General features: G+C 69.7%; 22 protein-coding genes. 7 read left to right on the top strand and 15 right to left on the bottom strand.

The genetic code is table 11. The annotated features are described in order from the left end of the window. On the bottom strand, positions 1-621 hold a 621-nt coding region (locus JFB92_RS07835), incomplete at its 3' end, for a class I SAM-dependent methyltransferase (protein WP_199036739.1). Positions 622-765: 144 nt separating this feature from the next. Between JFB92_RS07835 and JFB92_RS07830 the strand changes: the two genes are divergently transcribed. Further along, a complete protein-coding gene (locus JFB92_RS07830) occupies positions 766-1,356 on the top strand; it encodes a helix-turn-helix domain-containing protein (protein ID WP_199036738.1) in 591 nt (196 codons plus the stop codon). A gap of 122 nt (positions 1,357-1,478) precedes the next feature. Here the strand turns inward: JFB92_RS07830 and JFB92_RS07825 are convergent, their stop codons facing one another. Genes JFB92_RS07825 through JFB92_RS07810 form a run of 4 tightly spaced genes read right to left on the bottom strand, consistent with a single transcriptional unit; the run spans position 1,479 to position 6,241 of the window. Beyond that, positions 1,479-2,495 (bottom strand): TniQ family protein, encoded by a 1,017-nt coding sequence (locus tag JFB92_RS07825; protein WP_199036736.1) that lies wholly within the window; start codon positions 2,493-2,495, stop codon positions 1,479-1,481. Beyond that, the gene (locus JFB92_RS07820; RefSeq protein WP_199036734.1) at positions 2,492-3,496 is read right to left on the bottom strand and encodes an ATP-binding protein; all 1,005 of its coding nucleotides are present in this window, start codon (positions 3,494-3,496) and stop codon (positions 2,492-2,494) included. The genes JFB92_RS07825 and JFB92_RS07820 overlap by 4 nt, the downstream gene beginning before the upstream one ends. Beyond that, on the bottom strand, positions 3,487-5,529 hold the full coding sequence (locus tag JFB92_RS07815) for a TnsB C-terminal domain-containing protein (protein WP_199036732.1): 2,043 nt from the start codon (positions 5,527-5,529) through the stop codon (positions 3,487-3,489). Before JFB92_RS07815 ends, JFB92_RS07820 begins: the two co-directional genes overlap by 10 nt. After that, complete coding sequence (locus JFB92_RS07810; RefSeq protein WP_199036730.1) at positions 5,507-6,241, bottom strand: TnsA-like heteromeric transposase endonuclease subunit; 735 nt, start codon at positions 6,239-6,241, stop codon at positions 5,507-5,509. Before JFB92_RS07810 ends, JFB92_RS07815 begins: the two co-directional genes overlap by 23 nt. 216 nt (positions 6,242-6,457) lie before the next feature. Between JFB92_RS07810 and JFB92_RS07805 the strand changes: the two genes are divergently transcribed. After that, positions 6,458-6,946 (top strand): hypothetical protein, encoded by a 489-nt coding sequence (locus JFB92_RS07805; protein ID WP_199036728.1) that lies wholly within the window; start codon positions 6,458-6,460, stop codon positions 6,944-6,946. 52 nt (positions 6,947-6,998) lie between these two features. On the opposite strand, the gene JFB92_RS07800 is transcribed toward JFB92_RS07805, so the two are convergent. Both JFB92_RS07800 and JFB92_RS07795 read right to left on the bottom strand, forming a co-directional pair. Further along, entirely contained in the window at positions 6,999-7,580 is a 582-nt protein-coding gene (locus JFB92_RS07800; protein ID WP_199036726.1) for a hypothetical protein, read from the bottom strand. Positions 7,581-7,640: 60 nt separating this feature from the next. Next, positions 7,641-8,009: a hypothetical protein gene (locus tag JFB92_RS07795; RefSeq protein WP_199036724.1), complete on the bottom strand. Its 369-nt coding sequence runs from the start codon at positions 8,007-8,009 to the stop codon at positions 7,641-7,643. 331 nt (positions 8,010-8,340) lie between these two features. Between JFB92_RS07795 and JFB92_RS07790 the strand changes: the two genes are divergently transcribed. Next, on the top strand, positions 8,341-9,402 hold the full coding sequence (locus tag JFB92_RS07790) for a coiled-coil domain-containing protein (protein WP_199036722.1): 1,062 nt from the start codon (positions 8,341-8,343) through the stop codon (positions 9,400-9,402). A gap of 65 nt (positions 9,403-9,467) precedes the next feature. Here the strand turns inward: JFB92_RS07790 and JFB92_RS07785 are convergent, their stop codons facing one another. Both JFB92_RS07785 and JFB92_RS07780 read right to left on the bottom strand, forming a co-directional pair. Then, on the bottom strand, positions 9,468-10,049 hold the full coding sequence (locus tag JFB92_RS07785) for a DinB family protein (RefSeq protein ID WP_307789057.1): 582 nt from the start codon (positions 10,047-10,049) through the stop codon (positions 9,468-9,470). A 34-nt stretch (positions 10,050-10,083) separates the two neighbouring features. Further along, positions 10,084-10,674 carry a helix-turn-helix transcriptional regulator gene (locus tag JFB92_RS07780; protein WP_199036719.1) on the bottom strand — a complete coding sequence of 197 codons (591 nt, stop codon included), beginning with the start codon at positions 10,672-10,674 and terminating at the stop codon, positions 10,084-10,086. An 89-nt stretch (positions 10,675-10,763) separates the two neighbouring features. On the opposite strand from JFB92_RS07780, the gene JFB92_RS07775 reads away from it, so the two are divergent. Then, positions 10,764-11,747, top strand: a complete 984-nt coding sequence (locus JFB92_RS07775) for an NAD(P)/FAD-dependent oxidoreductase (protein ID WP_199036717.1) — start codon at positions 10,764-10,766, stop codon at positions 11,745-11,747. A 42-nt stretch (positions 11,748-11,789) separates the two neighbouring features. Here JFB92_RS07775 and JFB92_RS07770 read toward each other — a convergent pair whose 3' ends face one another. Genes JFB92_RS07770 through trhA form a run of 3 tightly spaced genes read right to left on the bottom strand, consistent with a single transcriptional unit; the run spans position 11,790 to position 13,226 of the window. Then, complete coding sequence (locus JFB92_RS07770; protein WP_199036715.1) at positions 11,790-12,089, bottom strand: putative quinol monooxygenase; 300 nt, start codon at positions 12,087-12,089, stop codon at positions 11,790-11,792. A gap of 52 nt (positions 12,090-12,141) precedes the next feature. Next, positions 12,142-12,522, bottom strand: coding sequence for a DnaJ family domain-containing protein (locus tag JFB92_RS07765; RefSeq protein ID WP_199036713.1), 381 nt, complete (start codon positions 12,520-12,522; stop codon positions 12,142-12,144). Positions 12,523-12,554: 32 nt separating this feature from the next. Beyond that, positions 12,555-13,226 (bottom strand): PAQR family membrane homeostasis protein TrhA, encoded by a 672-nt coding sequence (gene trhA / locus JFB92_RS07760; RefSeq protein WP_199036711.1) that lies wholly within the window; start codon positions 13,224-13,226, stop codon positions 12,555-12,557. A 111-nt stretch (positions 13,227-13,337) separates the two neighbouring features. On the opposite strand from trhA, the gene JFB92_RS07755 reads away from it, so the two are divergent. Beyond that, a complete protein-coding gene (locus tag JFB92_RS07755; protein WP_199036704.1) occupies positions 13,338-14,516 on the top strand; it encodes a cation:proton antiporter in 1,179 nt (392 codons plus the stop codon). A gap of 73 nt (positions 14,517-14,589) precedes the next feature. Next, complete coding sequence (locus JFB92_RS07750; protein WP_199036695.1) at positions 14,590-15,102, top strand: hypothetical protein; 513 nt, start codon at positions 14,590-14,592, stop codon at positions 15,100-15,102. Here JFB92_RS07750 and JFB92_RS07745 read toward each other — a convergent pair. Continuing rightward, positions 15,032-16,171 (bottom strand): glycosyltransferase family 4 protein, encoded by a 1,140-nt coding sequence (locus JFB92_RS07745; RefSeq protein ID WP_199036693.1) that lies wholly within the window; start codon positions 16,169-16,171, stop codon positions 15,032-15,034. The two genes, JFB92_RS07750 and JFB92_RS07745, sit on opposite strands and share 71 nt — an antisense overlap. Positions 16,172-16,335: 164 nt before the next feature. On the opposite strand from JFB92_RS07745, the gene JFB92_RS07740 reads away from it, so the two are divergent. After that, entirely contained in the window at positions 16,336-17,028 is a 693-nt protein-coding gene (locus tag JFB92_RS07740) for a hypothetical protein (RefSeq protein WP_199036691.1), read from the top strand. Here JFB92_RS07740 and JFB92_RS07735 read toward each other — a convergent pair. Both JFB92_RS07735 and JFB92_RS07730 read right to left on the bottom strand, forming a co-directional pair. Continuing rightward, a complete protein-coding gene (locus tag JFB92_RS07735) occupies positions 17,025-17,537 on the bottom strand; it encodes a LuxR family transcriptional regulator (protein ID WP_199036689.1) in 513 nt (170 codons plus the stop codon). The two genes, JFB92_RS07740 and JFB92_RS07735, sit on opposite strands and share 4 nt — an antisense overlap. Beyond that, positions 17,534-18,804, bottom strand: a 1,271-nt coding sequence (locus JFB92_RS07730; RefSeq protein ID WP_199036687.1) for a helix-turn-helix transcriptional regulator, incomplete at its 5' end; no start/stop codon positions are given. The genes JFB92_RS07735 and JFB92_RS07730, both read right to left, overlap by 4 nt.

The following is an 18,804-nucleotide window of genomic DNA, read 5'->3' as shown; positions in this document are numbered from 1 at the left end:
CTTCTCACAGATAGGTCCCTCACACATACCGGGGGGCTTCAACACCACATCATGCGTATGCGCAGTCCCCGCAGGCCCCGGCACCCTCCGCTCCCGCACCTCATCGACCTCCACCGACCAACCCCGACCCAGAAGACCCGCGACATCACCGGGCGCATAGAAATCGACCGGATCGAACCCGTGCGACCGATCCACCCCGCCCGGATCATGCCCGACCACCAGCAGCACCCCACCCGGCGCCACCGACGCCACCAGCGCCCGCACCCCCGCCTCACCAGAGGCGCGCAGCAGCGGAAAATACTGCGCCGACACCAGATCGAACACCCCCACCGGGGGAGGAGCCACCGCCCAATCCGCCCGCACCCACTCGATGCGGCCGGCCACACCGGCCCCCGCGGCCGCGACCCGGCCGCGCTCCAGGGCCGTGGGGGAGATGTCGACCGCCCGGACCCGCCAGCCGCACCCGGCCAGCCAGACCGCGTCGCCGCCCTCGCCGCAGCCGACGTCCAACGCCCGCCCCGGCCGCATCGGCGCCACCTCGGCCACCAACGATCCGTTGGCGTCGCCACTGAAGAGCCGGTCCCGGCTGCGATACCGGTCGTCCCAGAACTGAGCGTCCATAGCGTCCTCTCGTCTCGCGGGGGAGCACCGGAAGAGCCCGCCCCGGCCGCAACGGTGCACCCGACCGCACCCGAGAGCCAACAGGTTTTGCAGAAACGGCAAAACCCCGACCGATCCGGCGCGGGCCTCGGGCACCATGAACGCATGAGCGACGACTTCGACGCGGTCCTGGCCGCCGTCGGGCCCCGGCTGCGCGAACTGCGACGCCGCGGCGGCATCACCCTGACCGCCCTCTCGGCGGCCACCGGCATCGCGATCAGCACCCTCTCCCGCCTCGAGTCCGGCCAGCGCCGACCGGGCCTGGAACTCCTGCTCCCGCTGGCCAAGGCCCTCGGCCTACCCCTGGAGGAACTCGTCGGCGCCCCGGCCACCGGCGACCCGCGGCTCTTCCCCAGGCCCGTGTCCCGCTGGGGAGCGACCGTCATACCCCTGACCCGCAAACCCGGCGGCCTCCAGGTCTTCAAGCAGATCCTGCCCGCCGGCGGCACCGAGACCGAACCCGAGCCGCGCTCCCACGAGGGCTACCACTGGCTGTACGTCCTCAACGGCCGCCTCCGCCTCATCCTCGGCCAGACCGACATGACCCTCGGCCCCGGCGAAGTCGCCGAATTCGACACCCACCTGCCGCACTGGTTCGGCGCCGCCGGCGATACCCCGGTCGAATACCTCAGCATCGTCGGACCCCAAGGCGAGCGGTTCCACATCAAGGCCCGATACCGCCCCGAAGCGACCTGACCGACCCGAACCGGCCGCGCTCGTGTCCGTTCTCGTTTGATCTGTCGCAGGCAGTGGGCTCTGGCCTGCATTGCGACAGATAGATAAATGTTGATCTCGGGTCAAGGTTCTCATTTTGTCTGTCACAAATCGCCGAGAGTCTGTTGGACCATTTCGTGCCATTCGAGTGGTATCGGCTCTTCGAAGAATCCGTGCTCGTAGTAGTCAAGCGGGTCAGCCCGTCCCGGTGGCCAGAACTGGAGCTGAAGGAGGACCCAACGGGGGATGGGTGGTCGACCGACAGGTGCCAGGCGGTCGAGCCAACTGGCGACAGTGCCGATAGCTCGTGGCGCTCCGCCGCGGATGAGCCCGAAGCGGTGGAGTTCACGGAAGAACTCAAGCTTTTCTCTGAGTGGGCTCCCGAGCATCACCGACCGCCAATGTGGTGACAGCAGCAGGGCGGCGAGGGCGATGATGTCGGGATAGTGCGCGGCATCGAAGTAGGTTCTGGGCAGACGGTCGGCCTGCGCTTCATCGAAGAATCTTCGCATGCGACATTCGAACTTGCGGTTCGCATCGAACTCGTGGAAGACCTCTTTGCTGTCTTCGTGTATCGCTATTGAGTAGGCGGTGGTGACCGCTTCCTGGACGGCGCTGAAGCCGAACCGGCGTGTCAGACGTCGGTGCCGGACCTGGGCTCGGATGGTCTCGGGTTGGGTTGTGAGGTTGACCTGGTCTTCGGGTCGGCAGTTGCGGTATCCGAGCCAGAGACGGTGCCGAAGGCAGATGGGGCGGTCTTCGCGGGCCCAGACGGTGACTTGCGTAGTCGCGGGAATGGCCTTGGTAGCGGTGCATCGCCGGCAGGCAAGCGTGGTGTCGACGAAGCGGCCGCTGAGGGCGGAGGTCTTCATCGGAGAGTTGTAGCGGAGTTCGGGGAGTCCGTAGAACAGGTGACGTTCTGGGACGCCAGTGGCTGCTGTGAGTCCTTCGATGGGAATGAAGGTTCGGTGTCGCCTGCTGGCGCCCAGGAGCTGGTGGAGGTCGTCGACGTTGAGTCCGTTTGCTTCGGCGAGCCGGTCGAGGTAGGACCGCAGCGTTTCTCCGAGGAAGGGTCTGACCCGTCTTGGGAGCGGTTGTAGGCGGGGCTGGCTGTGGTTCATCTGCCGGTGGCGCCGGTCTCGGCGACATGGTCGAGAGGGATCTGGTCTAGCAATGTGCGTGTGAGTTTCTCAATGCCGTCGAGGATGGCGATTTGGGCTCCGGCGCGGATGAGATGGGAGAGGCTGCCGATCATGCCTCCGGTCCGTTCGTGCAGGTATTCGGCGAGGTCGCTGAGGGCGCCTAGCTGGTGGTCGTAGAGGCGCAGCGCGCCTTCCATGGTGGCGACCAGGCGGTTCCATTCGGCGGTCCGGGGGAAGGCACCGGTGTTGATCATGATGCAGCGTCCGGCGATCTGCTTGCCGCGGAGGCCGTTGAACAGGCCAGACGTGTCGACGTTGATGCCGGCATAGACGAAGGTCGCCGGGAGGTGCTCGGTGAAGTATTTGAGGTGGTCGGACATGTCGGCGCCGGCGGCTGTCGCCAGGTTCAGGTTGTGGATCTCGTCGACGAGCACGAGGTCGACGCGGGCTTCGATGAGAACCCGGCAGACCGCGTTGGAGATTTCGGTGGTGTTATAGCGGCTCTTGAGGATCGGGAGGCCGAGGAAGCGCGCGAATTCGGCGGTCAATTGCTTAGCCGATCCCATCGGGGGTGTGGTGGCGTAGACGATCGGGATGCGGTCCTGGCCTGGGTAGCGGGCGCGGGTCCGAATCTCGTGTGTGCGCCCGAGTTCTTTGAGCGTGGTGGTCTTGCCGGTCGTCTGCGGCCCGGAGATGATCATGCCGCGACGGGCGCCTGTCTCGTTGCGGTTCAGCAGGGTCAGCAGCCGCCCTTGCTTGGCGACCTGCTGAACGGTGGAGGTGGCGACGACGACCATCTTCGAGTGGTAGTCGATACGTGCCTCGTCGTATGCCGCCCTTGCCAATTCGGGCAACCGCTGCCAGGGGGTGCGTGGGAGCATCGTGAACGAGGCGGGCGGGGCCTCGACGAATTTGCGCCAACCGGTCAGCGTCAGCGTCGGTTCACGGTCGTCCAGGTCTGCTTCGGGAATCAGTACCACTTCTCGGCTTCCTTCCTGGCGTCGAACACCGGCAGCGGGATCACCTTCCCGAACCGCTCGGGCTCCTCGTCGATATCAGGCTCGATGCTGGTGTCTTCGGGTTCGGCGGGAGGGAGGGGCGTGGTCGGGGTCGCTTCGCGGGTGCGAGCGGCGATGCGTTGCTCGATGCGGCTGGGGCCGGCCTCGGCTTGGTCGAGCAGATCCTCGACGACGGCGGCGATCGCAGCTTGGCCAGCGCGGTGCTCACCGCGTTCGGTCAGAATGCGTCGGGCGCGGTTCCAGATCTGCTCGCCGAAGGGGACGGGGGAGGAGGACAGGTGGGTCCAGGTCGCCTGGATCCAGCCGCCGTCGAGATGACCTCGGACCCAGACGCGGGAGAGGTCGTAGGGGTCGTAGTGGACTTCCCAGAGCCCGTTGTGCGCCCTGACGCCTGAATGGCGGCGTCGGTGGGGGCTGAGTTCGATCGCGTCGTAGCGGCGGTGGGCGATCTGGATCCCGTAGCTGTTGATCTGCCGCCACTCGAACGGCAGCAGTTCGATGTAGTCCTCGGCGGTGATCGGGGCGGAGACGAATCCGCAGGAGTCGACCGCGACCGCATACTGCTCGTTGGGAGTCAGGGCCTTGGCCGGCATCATCGGGTGGCGCAGTCCGTTGTGGGGCCGGTTCTGCCAGACCGCGACGATCCACTCGTCCAGCAGCGCCTGGAGCTGCGGCATCGACCAGACTGGCTGGGTTGCCGCTCCGGTGCCGCGCCGTTCGACGCTGCGGCCGACGAACCCCGCGACGTACTGGGCGAACAGCGTGTTGAGCGCGTCGAAGGACCGCTCCACCCCGCCTTTCTCCCAAGGCGATCCTTTGTGGGTGGGCTGGACGTTGATGCCCCAGGCTCGGCAGGCGTTGTCGAACGCGCGTGACCGGTAGACCTTGCCGTGGTCGACCACGATGGTCTCGGGGACGATCACCGGCCGAGCAGCGGCATCGGCGAGCCGCTGCTCGATATCGATGAGTTGGCGATAGGGGAGCACCGACCTCGACAGTTGCAGCGCCTCGGCCCAGCCCGGCCGCATCGGCTCGGGCGTGAGCGCGTGGGCCAGGAGGACCGCGGCGTCCGCGGCCCTGGTCGAAGGTCGCAGCAGCGCCGCCGGGATTGACCGGGTCGCCCAGTCAAGGATCCAGGTCAGCTCGACCCGGTCACTCATGCCGTTGTCCAGGACCACCTGGATGTCTATTGGGGTGGAGTCGATGAGCATCCACTCACCTGGCCGCGTTGCCGTCACCGCCCCGAATGGCCCCTCGGGGCGCCTTGCCAGGGACCGGCGGGTCGCGGCCGAGGTGAAGGTGTGCCGTCCGCGATCAGCCTCAGCAGCGAGCCGGTAGAACGTGGCATCCGAGGGCATGACCTCGGCGGGATCGACGCCGTCGGCTGCCAGTAGTTGCTCGACCCGGCGGCGCAGCCGAGAGACTGTGCCCGTGCTCTGGTCCTTCTCCGCAGCCATCGCCCGTTCGATCGCATCGACGACGCGCGCATCGGTGTAGGGCCGGGCCTGCCGGACATACCGCGCGTCGATCAGGCCCCAGAGCCCGAACTGCTCAAAGCGCAGGCGTTTCCGCTGGAGCGTCCGCAGCGACATCGAATGCCCCGCTGCGGCCAGCTCTGCCAGTTTCGCCTGCTCCCGCTGTCGCAGCGACCGCTGCTCGGGATCGTATTCGGGCCGGGGGACCACCGCTTCGTCAGCCTCAGGGCGCCGACCGGTGAGGACCTCGATCAGGTGGGCCTGCCACCACTCGGCCTGCTCGACCAGGCCAGGAGGCAGGGACTCCAGAACTCCTTGCGGCGCGAGCTCGACCTCCGGCCCGGCAACGACAGCGAACGACGGGTCGGCGAACACGTCGGCGAGCGGCAGAGACCAGACCATTCCCTGCGGGTCTCGGAGGCGGATATCCGCAGCGGTGACCGCGACGACCGTATGGACCTGGTCGTGGCAGACCACCTCCGTTCCGGTCGCCAGTTCAGCCGGCCGCGCGACGCTCATCAGCCACTCCCGTCTGTAGTACGATCGTCGACGCTGAGAGCAGCTCGGTTTCCAGGTCCGCGGCAAAAACTCCTGTCCAGAGCAGATGGAACAGGGTCGGCAGCACCTGCATTCGGCGCCCGAGGCCGTCCGCGAGTTCGTAGAGCCCAACCGGCCCGTCCGTGGCGCAAAGCCGCCGCGCGACTTCCGGATCGAGGCAGCGTGGATGCCGGTAGCCGGCCAGCCATCGCAGGTTCGCCCCGAACACCTCGCCGAGCGCACCGACCCGCAGGTATTCCCACCCGATCAGCGAGCAGGCTCGTGCGGTCTGGGCGAACCGCTCGGCGTCGGCATCACCGACTCGGTTGTCGGCGCGGACGTCGATGAGTCGTCCCTTCCCGCCGGCCAGCCGCGCGAAGAAGTCCGGGGCGTGCCGCCCCTCCGGCCATGACAGCCAGAACGGCTGGGAGGCAAGGGAGAGGACCTCGGGATCGAAGTCGAAGGCCATTATCCGATCCCGTTCCAACCAGGACTCATAACCGACATGAGCGCCGGTCGTCGCGAACCACCACAACCCCGGGTAGTGCCGTTGACCAGCATGTGAACCGAACTGTCGGACTGGGCGAACGGACTCGAACGCCGCAGTCCAACCGGTGCTCAACGGCTCCCGCTGGTCAACGCCTTCGGCATCGAGGTAGGACAGGACGAAGTCATCGTTCTCAACACCAGCCACTCCGACCCCCACCAATACCGGACAGTCGGCTAGAAATCTCCAGATCAGACTAAGGCGGGGGAGTGCCGTAGGTCCAGGTCTCAGTCGCCGATGCGACAGATGTAATGAGAATGGCGCGGGTGCCGGTATCCAGGAGCACGTGGGACCATACTCTAGGAGTTCCTGCCTGGCAGACCGTGCGCCGATCGGAGGCCCGAGCCCATGTCGACTGCGAGCATGTGGGTCAGCATCATCGCCATCATCAGCGGTGCCGCTACGGGCATCGGCGCGCCGATCATCTCTGAACGGATGCGCCGCAAGAGCACTCGGCGTGAGCTTCTCTTGAACCGCCGAATCGATACGTACGCAGCGTTGTTGCGTGTCGGCGCCACGATCCGAGACAACGCGATGACCTGGTCTGCAATCCCGCTCGCGGATCTGCAGGAGGAAGAAGACGAAGAGCTCAACCGGATCCTCAGCGAGATCCGCGTGGTAGCCAGCTTGGAGGTCTTCAACCTGGCGAAGAAGCTACTCAGCACTGTCCAGGCGTTCAATCGAACGCTCGTCTCGGAGGCGCGCCCAGCCCGAAGAGAAGCTGAGCGCCAAGGCCATGGCGACTCCGAACCTGCCATCAGGGCTCGGATGCGTCTAGCGGACTCGGCAACCGAGATCGATCAGATCTACCGCGACCTCATGAGCGCGATCCGCAATGATATGTCCGACTGAGTCCGAAACCTTCCGGTCAATCAAGCACAGATGAAGCGGAAAGTGTGCCGTGTCACACGGCACCATAGGTGCGCGGCGGAGTTCCGTCAAACGGTCGGCCGGGCTCTTTGTTTGCGTCGCATCGCCACTTCCGGCCGTGGTGGTCCGTCCAGGTGATCTGCCAGGCCACGAGGGCTCGAGTGTCGTGACTGACCCCGCATGGAAACAACTGTTCCTCACCCGGCAAGACGACTTGGCGGGAGAGCCCGGCAGTACGCGTTCCTTCCTTGGAATCTGGCGGCACCCACACTTCGGCGAGAACATCGAGGACAGGGTGCTCGCTGTGGTTGATCATTCGCAACGAAATGATGGATTTGATATGTTCCGTGCCTGGCTCCGGATCATGGACACCCATGTTGTTTACAAGCACTAGGCGTGCTTGCGCCTGAGCCTCAGCATCTTCAGCTTCCTGCTGCCGACGTCGTTCTCGCTCTTCAGAAGCCGCCTGTTCAAGACGTGCCTCCTCCTGCTTCTTCCAACCTCTGTGCGCTATCCACAGAGCTGCCAGCACGCCGGACAAAGTGCTCAATGCGCTGACAACCTGGACCCACGCCGTAAGACCTTGTTGCTCATCGGAGGTGGCTGCAATGATCATGAACTCAAGCTGGGGCATCCCTTAGTATCTCGCAAGTGCCCTGGCCGCCAAGCCGAAGGTTCACTCTCGAGAGTCCTGGGCTAGCCTGAGCAGGTATCGGGCATAGCGCCGGAGTAGTTCGCGGTAGTTGTCGACATCTTGGACGTCGCCAGGCTCTATGAGGGCCAGCTGGTAGACGTAGTCGACGAGGACGCCACTGGGATCCGCGAGCTCGTCGGATCGGTACGGCGCGAGGGAATCGCGGACGGCCGCGGCGGTGTGCTCGGCATACTCCCGCTGGACTTGATCTCCGTCGAAGCGAGGCCAGTTCTCAAGCACCCCGCCGATGGCGTTAGCGACCCCAATGGCTGCAGTCTGCTTGAGCTTGGAGTCCGCCACCCAGTCCGGCAGGGGCCACCGTGCCTGCAAGGTCTCCTCATCCTCGTCCATGGACTCATGATCCCACCACGCTGCGTCACCGCGCGGTCGGTTTCCCGAGCCGGATAACTGGCTTCAGTCCGACGCAGAGGGCGAGCCTCGGGGCTCCGGCAGTCTCGCGTGGCTAGAAGCTACGACAGTCAGATTGCGACTTGTGTCAGGTCAGATGAGAACTGTGACAGCTCAACTGAGAACCGACAGCTCGCGTGCACTCGGTTTCGGGCCCTCCGAAACATAACTTGCGGGAACGGTACTTCTCGTGAGTTATGTGGGAAGTGGCGACACGCTTGTTTTTATGGTTTTTGTTTTTTAAAACTGGAAATTAATAATGTAGGCTGTGGGCATGGCGAAAACAGTGACGTTGTGCAAACGGTGCGGGAAGCCGATTCCGCAGCAGGCCGGGCGCGGGCGACCGCGGCTGTACTGCGCCGAGGGCGATTGCGCCTCGCAGGCGAAACGGCAGCGCGAGATGCGCCGGGCCACCCCGGGGCTCGAAGGCGCGGTCGCCCGCGCCGAGGAGCTCTATGAGCAGATCGAGCAGTCCATGACCGCGGCCTTGGCGCCGCTGGCCGAGGCGCTGCGGGCCGAGACCGATCCGGCCGAGGTCGAGGCGCGCATGGCCGAGGTGCGCTCCGAGGCCGCCGGTGCCGTGGCCGCCGCCCGCGCCGAACGCGACGAGGCGGCCGGACGCTCCTCCGGCCTGGCCGAGGAACTGGCCGCCGAACGCGACGAGGCCGAGCGCCGGGCGGCCGAGGTCGAAGCGGCCCAGGTTCGGGCCAAGGAGGCCGTGGAGGCGCGGGTGCGGGCGCTCAAGGACGCCGAGGACGCCCAAGAGCGCGAGCGGGCCGCTCGGGACGAGGCGGCCGAGGCCGAACGGGAGCGCACGGGCGCTGTAGCGGAGGCCGAGGCGGCCCTGGGTCGGGAGCGGCGGGCGCTGGCCGAACGCGATGCGGCCCTGACCGAGCGGGACGAGGCCGCCCAGGCCGCCCAGGCGGCGCGGTCGGAGGCCGACCGGGCGCGGGAGCGGGCCGAGGCGGTCGCCGCCGAGGCCGAGGCGGCGGTCCGGGCCGGTCAGCAGGCGTTGGAGCGGGCCGACGCGAAGGCCGCGGCGCTGGCGGCCGAGCGCGACGCCGAGCGCGGGCGCCTGGAGGCGGTCCTGGGTGATCTGGCGGTGGCTCGCAGTGTTGCCGAGCGGGCCGGGTCTGAGGCGGAGGCGGCGCGGGCGGCGGTGGCCGAGCAGGCCGGGCTGTTGGAGTCGCTGCGGGGCGATGTGCGGGTGCTGGAGTCCAAGTTGGAGGATTCGGTGGCCGATGCGGAGGGGTTGCGCGGCGAGGTCGACCGGTGGCGGGGGCGGGCGGTCGCGGCCGAGGCGAGGTTGGCTGAGGCGGGTTCGGAGCGCGGGTGATCGGTGTTCCCGGTCGGTGCCCCGTGGTGTTCTGGTGGGCGCCGACCGGTTTCGTGCGGTCTGGGTCAGCGGAAGTGTGCGGCGGCCGCTTCGAGGCGGGTTCGGTGGTCGGTCCAGTACTGCCGGTCCCCTGGTGGCAGGTTGGAGTTGTGCTGGTAGAGGCCGGTGGCTCCGTCGATGGATTCGCGGAGGATGTCGGCGTGTCCGGCGTGGCGGTGGGTCTCGGCGATCATGTGGATCAGGATCCGGTGGAGGGTGACGTCGGCGGTTTCGGGTCGCCACCAGGGGACGCGGCCTGGTGTGTCGAGGTCGAGTTCGGTGATGACGGTGTCGCTGTGGTCCCAGATGCTTCGGTAGGTGCCGGTGATGAATTCGGTGGTCTCTTCGGGTGTGGCCCACATTTCGGCGTCGGGGTCGGTCTCGTCGTAGATCCATGGGAGGGCCTGGGGGTGGGGGCGGCCGAAGACGACGCTGAAGTATTCGGCTTCGGTGAAGGCGACGTGTTTGACCAGGCCGAGGAGGTTGGTGCCGGTGGGGGTGAGGGGGCGGCGGCGGTCGTATTCGCTCAGGTCCTCCAGTTTCCACAGGAGGGTGTCGCGGCCGGTCTGGAGGTAGTGCTGGAGCGTGGTTTTGGCGTTGTCGGTCACAGGATGAAGTATGCCTTTGGGTTGGGACGTTCGCTCAGGGGTTTTTGGGTTTGGCTTTGACGTGCATCTTCTCCCCTTGTGGTCCGAAGAGTGAGAGGAATTCGGTCGGGCCGGGGCCGGGGTTGGTGAAGGCGTGGGGGACGCGGGTGTCGAATTCGGCGGCTTCGCCGGGGCCGAGGATGAGGTCGTGCGGGCCCAGGAGGAGGCGGAGGCGGCCGGAGAGGATGTAGAGCCATTCGTAGCCTTCGTGGATGCGCTGGTCGGGGCGTTTGCCTGGGTCGGGGTCGGGTGGGCGGATCTGTTTGTAGGCCTGGAGGCCGCCGAGTTTGGACGTCAGGGGGATGAAGGTCTGGCCGTGGCGTTGGAAGGGGCGCATGTGGATGCGGGGGTCGCCGGTGGCCGGGGCGCCGACGAGGTCGTCGAGTTGTACGCGGTGGGCGGCGGCGATGGGCAGGAGCAGTTCGAGGGTGGGTCTGCGGCGGCCGGATTCGAGTCGGGAGAGGGTGCTGACGGAGATGCCGGTGGTCTCGGACAGTTCGGTGAGGGTGCTCCCCCGCTGTTGGCGCAGGTGTTTCAGGCGTGGTCCGACGCCGGTGAGGACGTCGGTGAGTTCGTGTTCCTCCATGCCTCCTATTTTGCCGATTCGGCAAGATATTTGCCATTGGTTCGGTGGGGCGGGCAGGATCGGTGCCAGGAGACCGCAGAGGAGGACTCATGGAAGCGAACACGACCGATCTGGCCGGGCGTTACGAGGTGGTGGTGGTCGGCGGCGGCGCCGCCGGGCTGTCGGGGGCGGTGGTTCTGGCGCGGGCGAGGCGTTCGGTGCTGGTCGTCGATGCCGGGTCGCCGCGCAACGCCCCGGCGGCGGGGATCCATTCGTATCTGACGCGCAACGAGATGGCGCCCGGTGATTTCGTCGAGGCCGGGCGGGCCGAGGTCGCCGGGTTCGGCGGGCGGGTGCTGGAGGGGTCGGTCGCTTCGCTGGAGCGGCTGAGCGACGGGTTCAGGGTGCATCTGGGCGGCGGGGGCTCGGTCGAGGCCGACCGGCTGCTGGTGGCCACGGGGCTGGTCGACCGGTTGCCGGAGGTGCCGGGTCTGGCCGAGCGGTGGGGCCGGGATGTGCTGCACTGCCCGTACTGCCACGGCTGGGAGGTGCGCGATGAGCCGATCGCGATCCTGGGGACTGGTTCCCTGGCCGTCCACGGGGCGCTGCTGTGGCGGCAGTGGAGCGATTCGGTGACGGTGCTGCGGCACACGGCCGGGGTGTTCTCGGACGAGGACGAGGAGCGTCTGGCCGCCCGCGGCGTACCGGTGGTCGACGGGAAGGTGACCGGCCTGGAGGTCGAGGCCGACCGCCTGGCCGGGGTCGTGGTCGAGGGCGAGCGGTCGGTGCCGTGCCGGGCGCTGGTGGTGGCCCCGAAGTTCACCGCCACCGCGCGGTTGCTGACCGATCTGGGTCTCAAGACCGTGGAGATGACGCGGGACGGTGTGGAGATCGGTTCGTACGTGGACGCCGACGTCAACGGGGCGACGTCGGTCCCGGGCGTGTGGGTGGCCGGGAATGTGGCCAATCTGATGGCGCAGGTCGTGACCGCCGCCGATGCGGGGGTGCGGGCGGCCGGGGCGATCAACGCCGATCTGGTCGAGGCCGGGGTGTGCCGGGCGGTCGACCGGCGGCGGCGGGAGCTGTCGCTGTAGTACTCCCCCGGCGGCCGGTCTCGCGGCCGGCCGCCGGGGTGTTCACAGGTCGATCGGTTGGGCCTCGAAGACGCGGATCTCGGTCTCTCGGGCGCGGTACCGGTCGATCTCGGCCGAGCCGGTCTCGTGGTGGGCGGCGGCCAGGTGTGCGTCGAGGCTGGCCTTGTCGGTCCATTCCTCGAGGCAGCCGAACCGGGTCGGGTCGTCCAGGTCGGCGTAGAAGCGGTAGTGGACGCATCCGGTGTCGGATTCGAGCGTGGAGGCCTGGAGGGCCCGGAGGGCGGCGATGAACTCGGTTCGGGCTTCGGGGCGGCATTGCAGGAACACGTGGACTGCGATCATGGGCACTACCGTAGCCGCGCTTGCCCCCTCGGCCGGTTTCGAGTGCGGTGGTTCAGCGGCGGCGTTCGCGCCAGGCGGCGATCTCGGCTTCGACGTCGACCGGTCCGAAGTTCAGCGGGGGTCCGTCGGGTGGTCCGATCAGGGCGGCGCGGATGCGGACGTTGAGGTCGTCGAGGGCCTGGCGCACCTGCTCTTCGCGGTCGATCGCGTCGAGGGTCTGGTGCAGGGCGCCGAATTCCTTGCGCAGCCGCATGGTCTTCGGCAGCGCCTCGTCGCCGATGTTCTCGCGGGTGGTCTTCTGGTGGAGCCACCAGTCCTCGCCGAGGTTCTGGCCCAGACCTGAGAGGGGCTTGCCGGCCCCTGGAAGGTTCTGGAACTCCTTGTCGGCCTCGCGCATGGCCCGCTCGGCTCCGCGTGCCTGCCGGTCGCTCATGGCGGCCTCCTCGTCCTCGCCTGCGACGGATTCTAGCTCGCCGCGCCGCTGGAGCCGACCACCAGTGCCACCGCCGCGAACTGAGTGACGTAGGCGGCCAAGGTGAAGGAGTGGAACACCTCGTGGAAGCCGAACCAGCGTGGGTTCGGGTCGGGGCGTTTGAGCGCGTAGACCACTCCCCCGGCGGTGTAGAGCACCCCGCCGGCGAAGATGAGGACCGTCGCGGCGATCCCGGCTCCGGCCACCAGCTGCGGGAGGACGAACACGGCCACCCAGCCCAGGATGATGTAGAGGGCGGTGTAGAGCCAGCGGGGTGCGCCGAGCCACAGGGTGCGGAAGCACACGCCGGCGACCGCGCCGGTCCACACGACCGCCAGCAGGCCGACGCGGGCGGTCCCGTCGAGCGCGAGGGCGGCCACGGGCGTGTAGGTGCCGGCGATGATCAGGTAGATGTTGGCGTGGTCGAGGCGTTTGAGGCGTGCGGTGGCCAGCGGGGTGAGCGTGGTGCGGTGGTAGAGGGCCGAGACGCCGAACAGGGCCGCGGAGGTGGCCACGTAGATCGCCGTGGTCAGCCGGGCGGCCAGGGTGGGGCCGGTGGCGACCAGGATCAGGCCGGCGATGATCGCGGCCGGGAAGGCGCCGAGGTGGAGCCAGCCGCGCAGGCGCGGTTTTGTCGCTGTCGGGGCCGAGGCGGTGGTGTCCATGGTTGAACCATACGCACCACCGGTTACTTGTCGGTAGTGTTCGTTCGGACACGGGGCGAATCCCCACCGATCTCCCACCCCTTGGGCCCCTTGCCGGTTAGGGTGCGCTTCGTGGAGATCACCGTAGCCGAGCAAGACGCCTTCGCGTTGGTGGCGGTCGCCTTCGCGGCGGTGCTGGCGCCGCTGGTGGCCGACCGGCTCGCCCGGTGGATCCTCATCCCCTCGGTGGTGGTCGAGATCGTCGCCGGTGTCGTGATCGGACCGGAGGTGGCCGGTCTGGTCGAGCCCGGCCCGGTCCTGGACGGGGCCTCCCAGATCGGGATGGCCATGCTGTTCTTCCTGGCCGGGTACGAGATCGACCTGCGTCGCGCCTCGGGGCGGGCCACGGGGCTGGCCGCGGCCTCGTGGGCGGTCTCGTTCGCGCTCGCGGCGGGCCTGGCGTGGGTCGCCGGGGCCGGTCCTGCGGTGCTGATCGTGGCGATCGGGCTGTCGTCGACGGCGCTGGGCACGGTCCTGCCGATCGCCCGCGACGCCGGTGTCCTGTCCGGCCCGGTGGGCGCCCGGCTGATGGCCGTGGGCGCGGTCGGCGAGTTCGCTCCGATCGTGCTGGTGGCGTTGTTCTTCGCGCAGGGCCAGCATTCGGGGCGCACCACGGTCGCGATCCTGGTCGCCGGGTTGGCGGTGGCCGCGGCCGCTCTGGGGACGCTGCGGCGCTCGGAGCGCGTGTCCAGGCTCTTGTCGGCGACGCTGGGCACCAGCGTGCAGTTCGCGATCCGCCTGTCGGTGCTGGCGCTGCTGGCGTCGGTGCTGCTGGCGGCCGAGGTCGGGGTCGATATCGCGCTGGGCGCGTTCGCCGCCGGGATGGTCATGCGCCTGATCCTGCGCACGATCTCCGATGAGGAGGTCGAGCAGGTCGGCTCCAAGCTCGACGGGATCGGCTTCGGTTGGCTGGTGCCGATCTTCTTCGTCTACACCGGAGTGACCTTCGAGCTCGGTGAACTGGTCTCCTCGCCGGTGGCGTTGGCGCTGCTGCCGGTGTTCTTGGCCGCGTTCGCGCTGGTGCGCGGGGCGGTGACGTGGTTGGCGTTCGCGCCGAGCCTGGCCAGGCCGGGCCGGGACGCGCTGTCCTGGTTCGCCGCCTGCCAGCTGCCGATCGTGGTCATCGCCGCCGACATCGGCGCCTCCCGCGGCCTGATCGAGGTCGCGACCGGTTCGGCGATGGTCGGGGCGGCGATGCTGTCGGTGCTGCTGTTCCCGCTGCTGGCGCTCCGGGCGGCCTCACGGTCCTAAGCGCGGTGCCGTAGGGGCGGATACGCGCGCGCGTCGAGGCCGGGCGGCGCGTGCGGCGGCGATGGTGGCCGGTATGAGACTCAATCGCCGCGCGTACCGCGCCACCGTCATCGTCCATGTGCTGGCTTCGGTCGCCTGGCTGGGGGTGAGCCTGTCGCTGCTGGTACTGACCGCCCTGGTCTGGTCGGCGACCGATGCGCCGACGCAGTTCGCGGCCGCGGCCGCCGCGGCGGCGATCGTGGGGACCCTGCCGGTCCCGGTCGGGGCGGTCGCGATCGGCACCGGCCTGGTCCTGGCCTTGGGGACCCGCTGGAGCCTGCGTCACCGGTGGGTGCTGATCAAACTGGTCGCCACCTGCATCGCCTTCGTGCTGACGGTGCTGCTGCTGCGTCCGGGCGCGGCCGAGCTGGCCGGCCGGGTCGAGCCGGGGTCGCTGATCGCGGTGGCCCCCGATGTGATGGCCGGGCCGATCGTCTCCTCGGGGATCTTCATCGGCGCGACCGTGCTGTCCTATGTCAAGCCGCGCGGACTGCTCGGACGGGCCCGGTCCGGGTCTGGGCGAGGGCGCGCTCGTAGTAGCCGATGAGGGCGTCGCCTTCGGCTTCCCAGGTGCGGTCGAGGACTTTGGTGCGTCCGGCCCGGCCCCAGCGCGCCAGCAGCTGGGGCCGGGCGGCCAGCGCGGCCACCGACCGGGCCAGGCCGGGGCCGTCGCCGAGGGCGAAGCGGTCGCCGTCGACGCCGGGTTCGACCAGTTCGGCCGCGCCTCCGGCGTCGACGCTGAGCACGGCCACGCCGGAGGCGTGGGCCTCCTGGATGGTCTGGCCGAACGTCTCGAACGGCCCGGTGTGGGCGAACAGGTCCAGGGTCGCGTACAGGCGCGAGAGGTCGTCGCCGGAGAGGTTGCCGAGGAAGACCGCTTCGGGCATGGCCCGTTCGAGGGCGCGGCGGCGGGGCCCGTCGCCGGCCACCACCAGGCGCACGCCCGGCAGCCGGGAGGCTTCGGCGAGCAGGTGGATCTGCTTCTCGCGGGCCAGGCGGCCGACGTAGCCGATGAGCATCTCGCCGTCGGGGGCCAGGGCGCGGTGGAGGTCGGGGTCGGCCCAGGCCGGGTTGAACCGTTCGGTGTCGACGCCGTGCGGGAGGACTTCGACGCCGCCGATGCCCTGTTCGGCCAGGGCGGTGGCGGTGCACCGGGACAGGGCGAGGTTGATCGCGGCCTTGGAGTGGATGCGCCGCAGCCGCCGCCACACCAGTTGCTCGAAGGCGGTCAGGTGGTAGGCGCGGGTGTAGGCTGGCAGGTCGGTCTGCCAGACCGCGACCGCGGGAATGCCGGTGGCCCAGGCGTATTCGGCCGCCCGGCCGGTGTAGCCGAACGGGGAGGCCAGGTGGATCACGTCGGGGGCGTAGTCGGCCAGGGCCGCGTCCAGGGCGCGGGTGGCCAGGCCGGCGCGGAAGTTCCGGTAGGCCGGGATCGGGACCGAGCGGACGTGGACGATCGGCCAGGGGCAGTCGGGCACGGTCCCGCCGCCGGGGGCGGGGGCGATCACGACCGGGGACAGGCCGCGGTCGTGCAGGTGCTGGGCGGTGCGGGCAACGGATCGGGCGACGCCGTTGACCTGAGGCGGAAACGACTCTGTGACCAGGGCAACTCTCATAGTGGGAGCGTATGGGCCCGGTCGGGCCCAAGGGGCGAATGCGATATGGCGGGCGTTTGAACCGTTGCCGACAGTCTCGGAAGGCGGCCGCGCCGCGGGCCGGTGTCACAGGCCGGGTGTAGGTGTTGGAGGATGCAGCCTGTGTTTTCGGAAGGAGCCCCCTGATGTCACTGTCGAGTACCGACATCGACCATCTTGCGGCCGTACTGGCGCAAGGGAAGCGGCCGAAGGTGATGTTCACCGAGTCGGCCGGGCAGGTCGCCGGCCGGTCCGGGAAGGTCGTCGAGCTCGCCCAGCCCAGGGAGGGCGATTTCGTGGTCGTGGCCTTCGGGTCCGACCAGTTGCCGTTCTCCCCGGCCGAGCTGCGGATGCCGGCCCGCGGCGAGACCGCCCGGTCCCGGACGCCCCGGCAGCGCGAACGCGAGCGCGCTCCGGCCGGTCCGGGGCTGCTGGAGCCCGAGAAGCCGACTGCCGAGTCCAAGCCCGCACGTGAGAGGAAGCCCGTGGCCGACCAGAATGACGCCAAGACCGATGAGGTGAAACCGGCCGCGCCGGCCCGCAAGCGGGCCGCCAGGCCCCGGGCGGGGGCCAAGCATCCGGAGTTGACGGTCACGTTGACCTATGAGGACGGGTCGTGGGCCGTGTCCGCGTCCAAGGGCGCCCGCACCGCCGTCAAGGGCGCCGAGGTCTCCCATGCGGCGGCCCTGGCCATGTGCGCGGCCGCCGAGTCCGAAGAGGTCTCGGAGCTGGTGTCCGAGGTGGTCGAGCGGATCCGCGCCGAGGCCGCCGAGGAGGCCGAGCGGCTGCGCAAGCGGCTGGAGGAGGCCGAGGCCCGCCTGGCCGAGCTCGGCCGCTAGGTGCGGGCGTGCTTGATGTAGATCATGACCGCCTCGCGGGTGGTCTTGACCCCGAGGGTCTTGCGGGCCGCGGCGATGCGCCGGTTGGCCGTGCGCAGCGAGACGAACTCGGCCTCGGCCGCGGCCGCGATCGTCGAACCGGCCGCCAGGCGGGTCAGCAGGGCCCGCTGCTCGGTGTCCAGGTCGAGCCCGTCGTCGATCTCGTCCTTGCCCGGGACGGTCCCCAGAGGTCCGACGCGCCGCAGGTCGGCGGCCAGCGCCAGCGCGATCTGGCCGGCCGCGACGGCCACGATCCCGGCGCCGCGGGCCGCGGCCAGGACCGCCTGCGAGGCGGTGTGGTCGTCGCCGACCTGGCCGTGGGCGACCAGGCGCCGCTCGGCCAGGTCCCAGGCCGGCTCCAGCAGCGCGAATCCGCGGTGGGCGCGCCAGCCGGCGGCGGTGCAGCGGCGCACGATCGCCTCGGCCTCGGGGGCGGTGGCGACCACGTGCAGCGGGACGGTGTCGGTCATGCCGGGCCTCCGGCGTCGAGCAGCACGGCCGCTTCGGTGCGGGTCTTGGCACCGAGCTTGCGCATCCCCGAGCGGATGTGGGTCTCGACCGTCTCGGCGGTGATGCCCAGGATCTCGGCGATACGGCGGGTGGGGTGGCCGGCGGCCACATGGGTCAGCACCTCGACCTCGCGGTCGGTCAGGCCGCCGGTGCCGCGCGCGCTGCGCCGGTCGCGGCGCACGTCGTGGCGGCGCAGTGAGCGTTTGGCGCGCCCGGCCAGGACGGTCAGGCCCCGGTCTTCGGCGAGCCGTTCGGCCGCTTCGAGTGCGGCCACGGCCGCCTCGGGCTGCCCGGAGTGGGCCGCCAGCGCCAGCAGGCAGCGGACCTGCTCGCGCGCCGACAGGCCCTCCCAGGTCTTGGCCGCGGCAGCGAAGGCGTCGCTGCGGGCCGCGTCCCACGCGTCGAGGGTCGCCCCGATCGGGCCGGGCCAGGTCCGGTCGGGGGCGGTCTCGGGGTCGGTGCCGGTGTCGTAGGCGATCCACCGGCCGGTGATGTGGGCGAGCCCGCCGACCAGGCCGGTCTGGGCCTGCGGCGCCTCCGGTCCGGGCTGGCCGTCGAGCCAGGCGGTCTCGTGTTCGAGCCAGTCGACCAGCGCCCCGAGCGCGGCCGGCGGGTCGGCCAGGCGGCCCAGGCGGGCGCGGGCGGCGCCCAGGGCGCCGGTGTCGGCCTCGGCCAGGGCGATGGCGGCGGCCACGAGCGTGTCGGCCACGGCCGGGAGGGTGTGGTCGGCCAGCGACTGGGCGGTGGCGATCAGGTGGTCCAGGCCGGTGCCGGACAGGACCAGGCACCAGGCGGCGGCGGCCAGGAAGCGGGTCTGCCAGGAGTAGGCGCCGGCCGCGCCGCACCGGGCGGCGGCCTCGCGGGCGGCCGCTTCGGCCTCCAGGAGGCGGGTGGCGTCGGCCAGGGCGGTCACGCGCTGCCAGGCGCACCAGTTGGCCGTCGTGACTGCTCCGGCGGCCAGGGCGGCCGCTTCGGCGTCGGCCAGGGCCGCCGGGTCGTCGCCGGCCAGGGCCGCGGCCAGTCCGGGGTGGTCGACCGGGCCGGGCCGGGAGCGGCGGATCTGCTCGGCCAGCGCGGGCCGGTCCGCGTTCGAGGCCGTCAGCAGCCGCAGCTGGTCGGTCTCGGGGCCCGGATCGGCCTCGGCCAGGGCTTCGGCGGCAGCTTCGGTCTCGCCGGTGGCCAGGTGGGCCCAGGCGCGGACGAGGGCGGCCTCGCTGCCGGTCGCTT

The organism is Glycomyces salinus, assembly GCF_016428645.1.
GTDB classification, from domain to species: Bacteria; Actinomycetota; Actinomycetes; order Mycobacteriales; family Micromonosporaceae; genus Glycomyces; species Glycomyces salinus.
This window is presented reverse-complemented; position numbering and strand designations above follow the sequence as displayed.

Coding starts and splice junctions, on each gene's coding strand:
- JFB92_RS07765 (WP_199036713.1), bottom strand. CDS start 12,522: ATGAGCGACCGGCAGGCACGCGGAGCCGAGCGGGCCATGCGCGAGGCC.
- JFB92_RS07750 (WP_199036695.1), top strand. CDS start 14,590: ATGAGACTCAATCGCCGCGCGTACCGCGCCACCGTCATCGTCCATGTG.
- JFB92_RS07780 (WP_199036719.1), bottom strand. CDS start 10,674: ATGGAGGAACACGAACTCACCGACGTCCTCACCGGCGTCGGACCACGC.
- JFB92_RS07830 (WP_199036738.1), top strand. CDS start 766: ATGAGCGACGACTTCGACGCGGTCCTGGCCGCCGTCGGGCCCCGGCTG.
- JFB92_RS07815 (WP_199036732.1), bottom strand. CDS start 5,529: ATGAGCGTCGCGCGGCCGGCTGAACTGGCGACCGGAACGGAGGTGGTC.
- JFB92_RS07825 (WP_199036736.1), bottom strand. CDS start 2,495: ATGAACCACAGCCAGCCCCGCCTACAACCGCTCCCAAGACGGGTCAGA.
- JFB92_RS07745 (WP_199036693.1), bottom strand. CDS start 16,171: ATGAGAGTTGCCCTGGTCACAGAGTCGTTTCCGCCTCAGGTCAACGGC.
- JFB92_RS07740 (WP_199036691.1), top strand. CDS start 16,336: ATGTCACTGTCGAGTACCGACATCGACCATCTTGCGGCCGTACTGGCG.
- trhA (WP_199036711.1), bottom strand. CDS start 13,226: ATGGACACCACCGCCTCGGCCCCGACAGCGACAAAACCGCGCCTGCGC.
- JFB92_RS07775 (WP_199036717.1), top strand. CDS start 10,764: ATGGAAGCGAACACGACCGATCTGGCCGGGCGTTACGAGGTGGTGGTG.
- JFB92_RS07805 (WP_199036728.1), top strand. CDS start 6,458: ATGTGGGTCAGCATCATCGCCATCATCAGCGGTGCCGCTACGGGCATC.
- JFB92_RS07770 (WP_199036715.1), bottom strand. CDS start 12,089: ATGATCGCAGTCCACGTGTTCCTGCAATGCCGCCCCGAAGCCCGAACC.
- JFB92_RS07795 (WP_199036724.1), bottom strand. CDS start 8,009: ATGGACGAGGATGAGGAGACCTTGCAGGCACGGTGGCCCCTGCCGGAC.
- JFB92_RS07790 (WP_199036722.1), top strand. CDS start 8,341: ATGGCGAAAACAGTGACGTTGTGCAAACGGTGCGGGAAGCCGATTCCG.
- JFB92_RS07735 (WP_199036689.1), bottom strand. CDS start 17,537: ATGACCGACACCGTCCCGCTGCACGTGGTCGCCACCGCCCCCGAGGCC.
- JFB92_RS07800 (WP_199036726.1), bottom strand. CDS start 7,580: ATGATCATTGCAGCCACCTCCGATGAGCAACAAGGTCTTACGGCGTGG.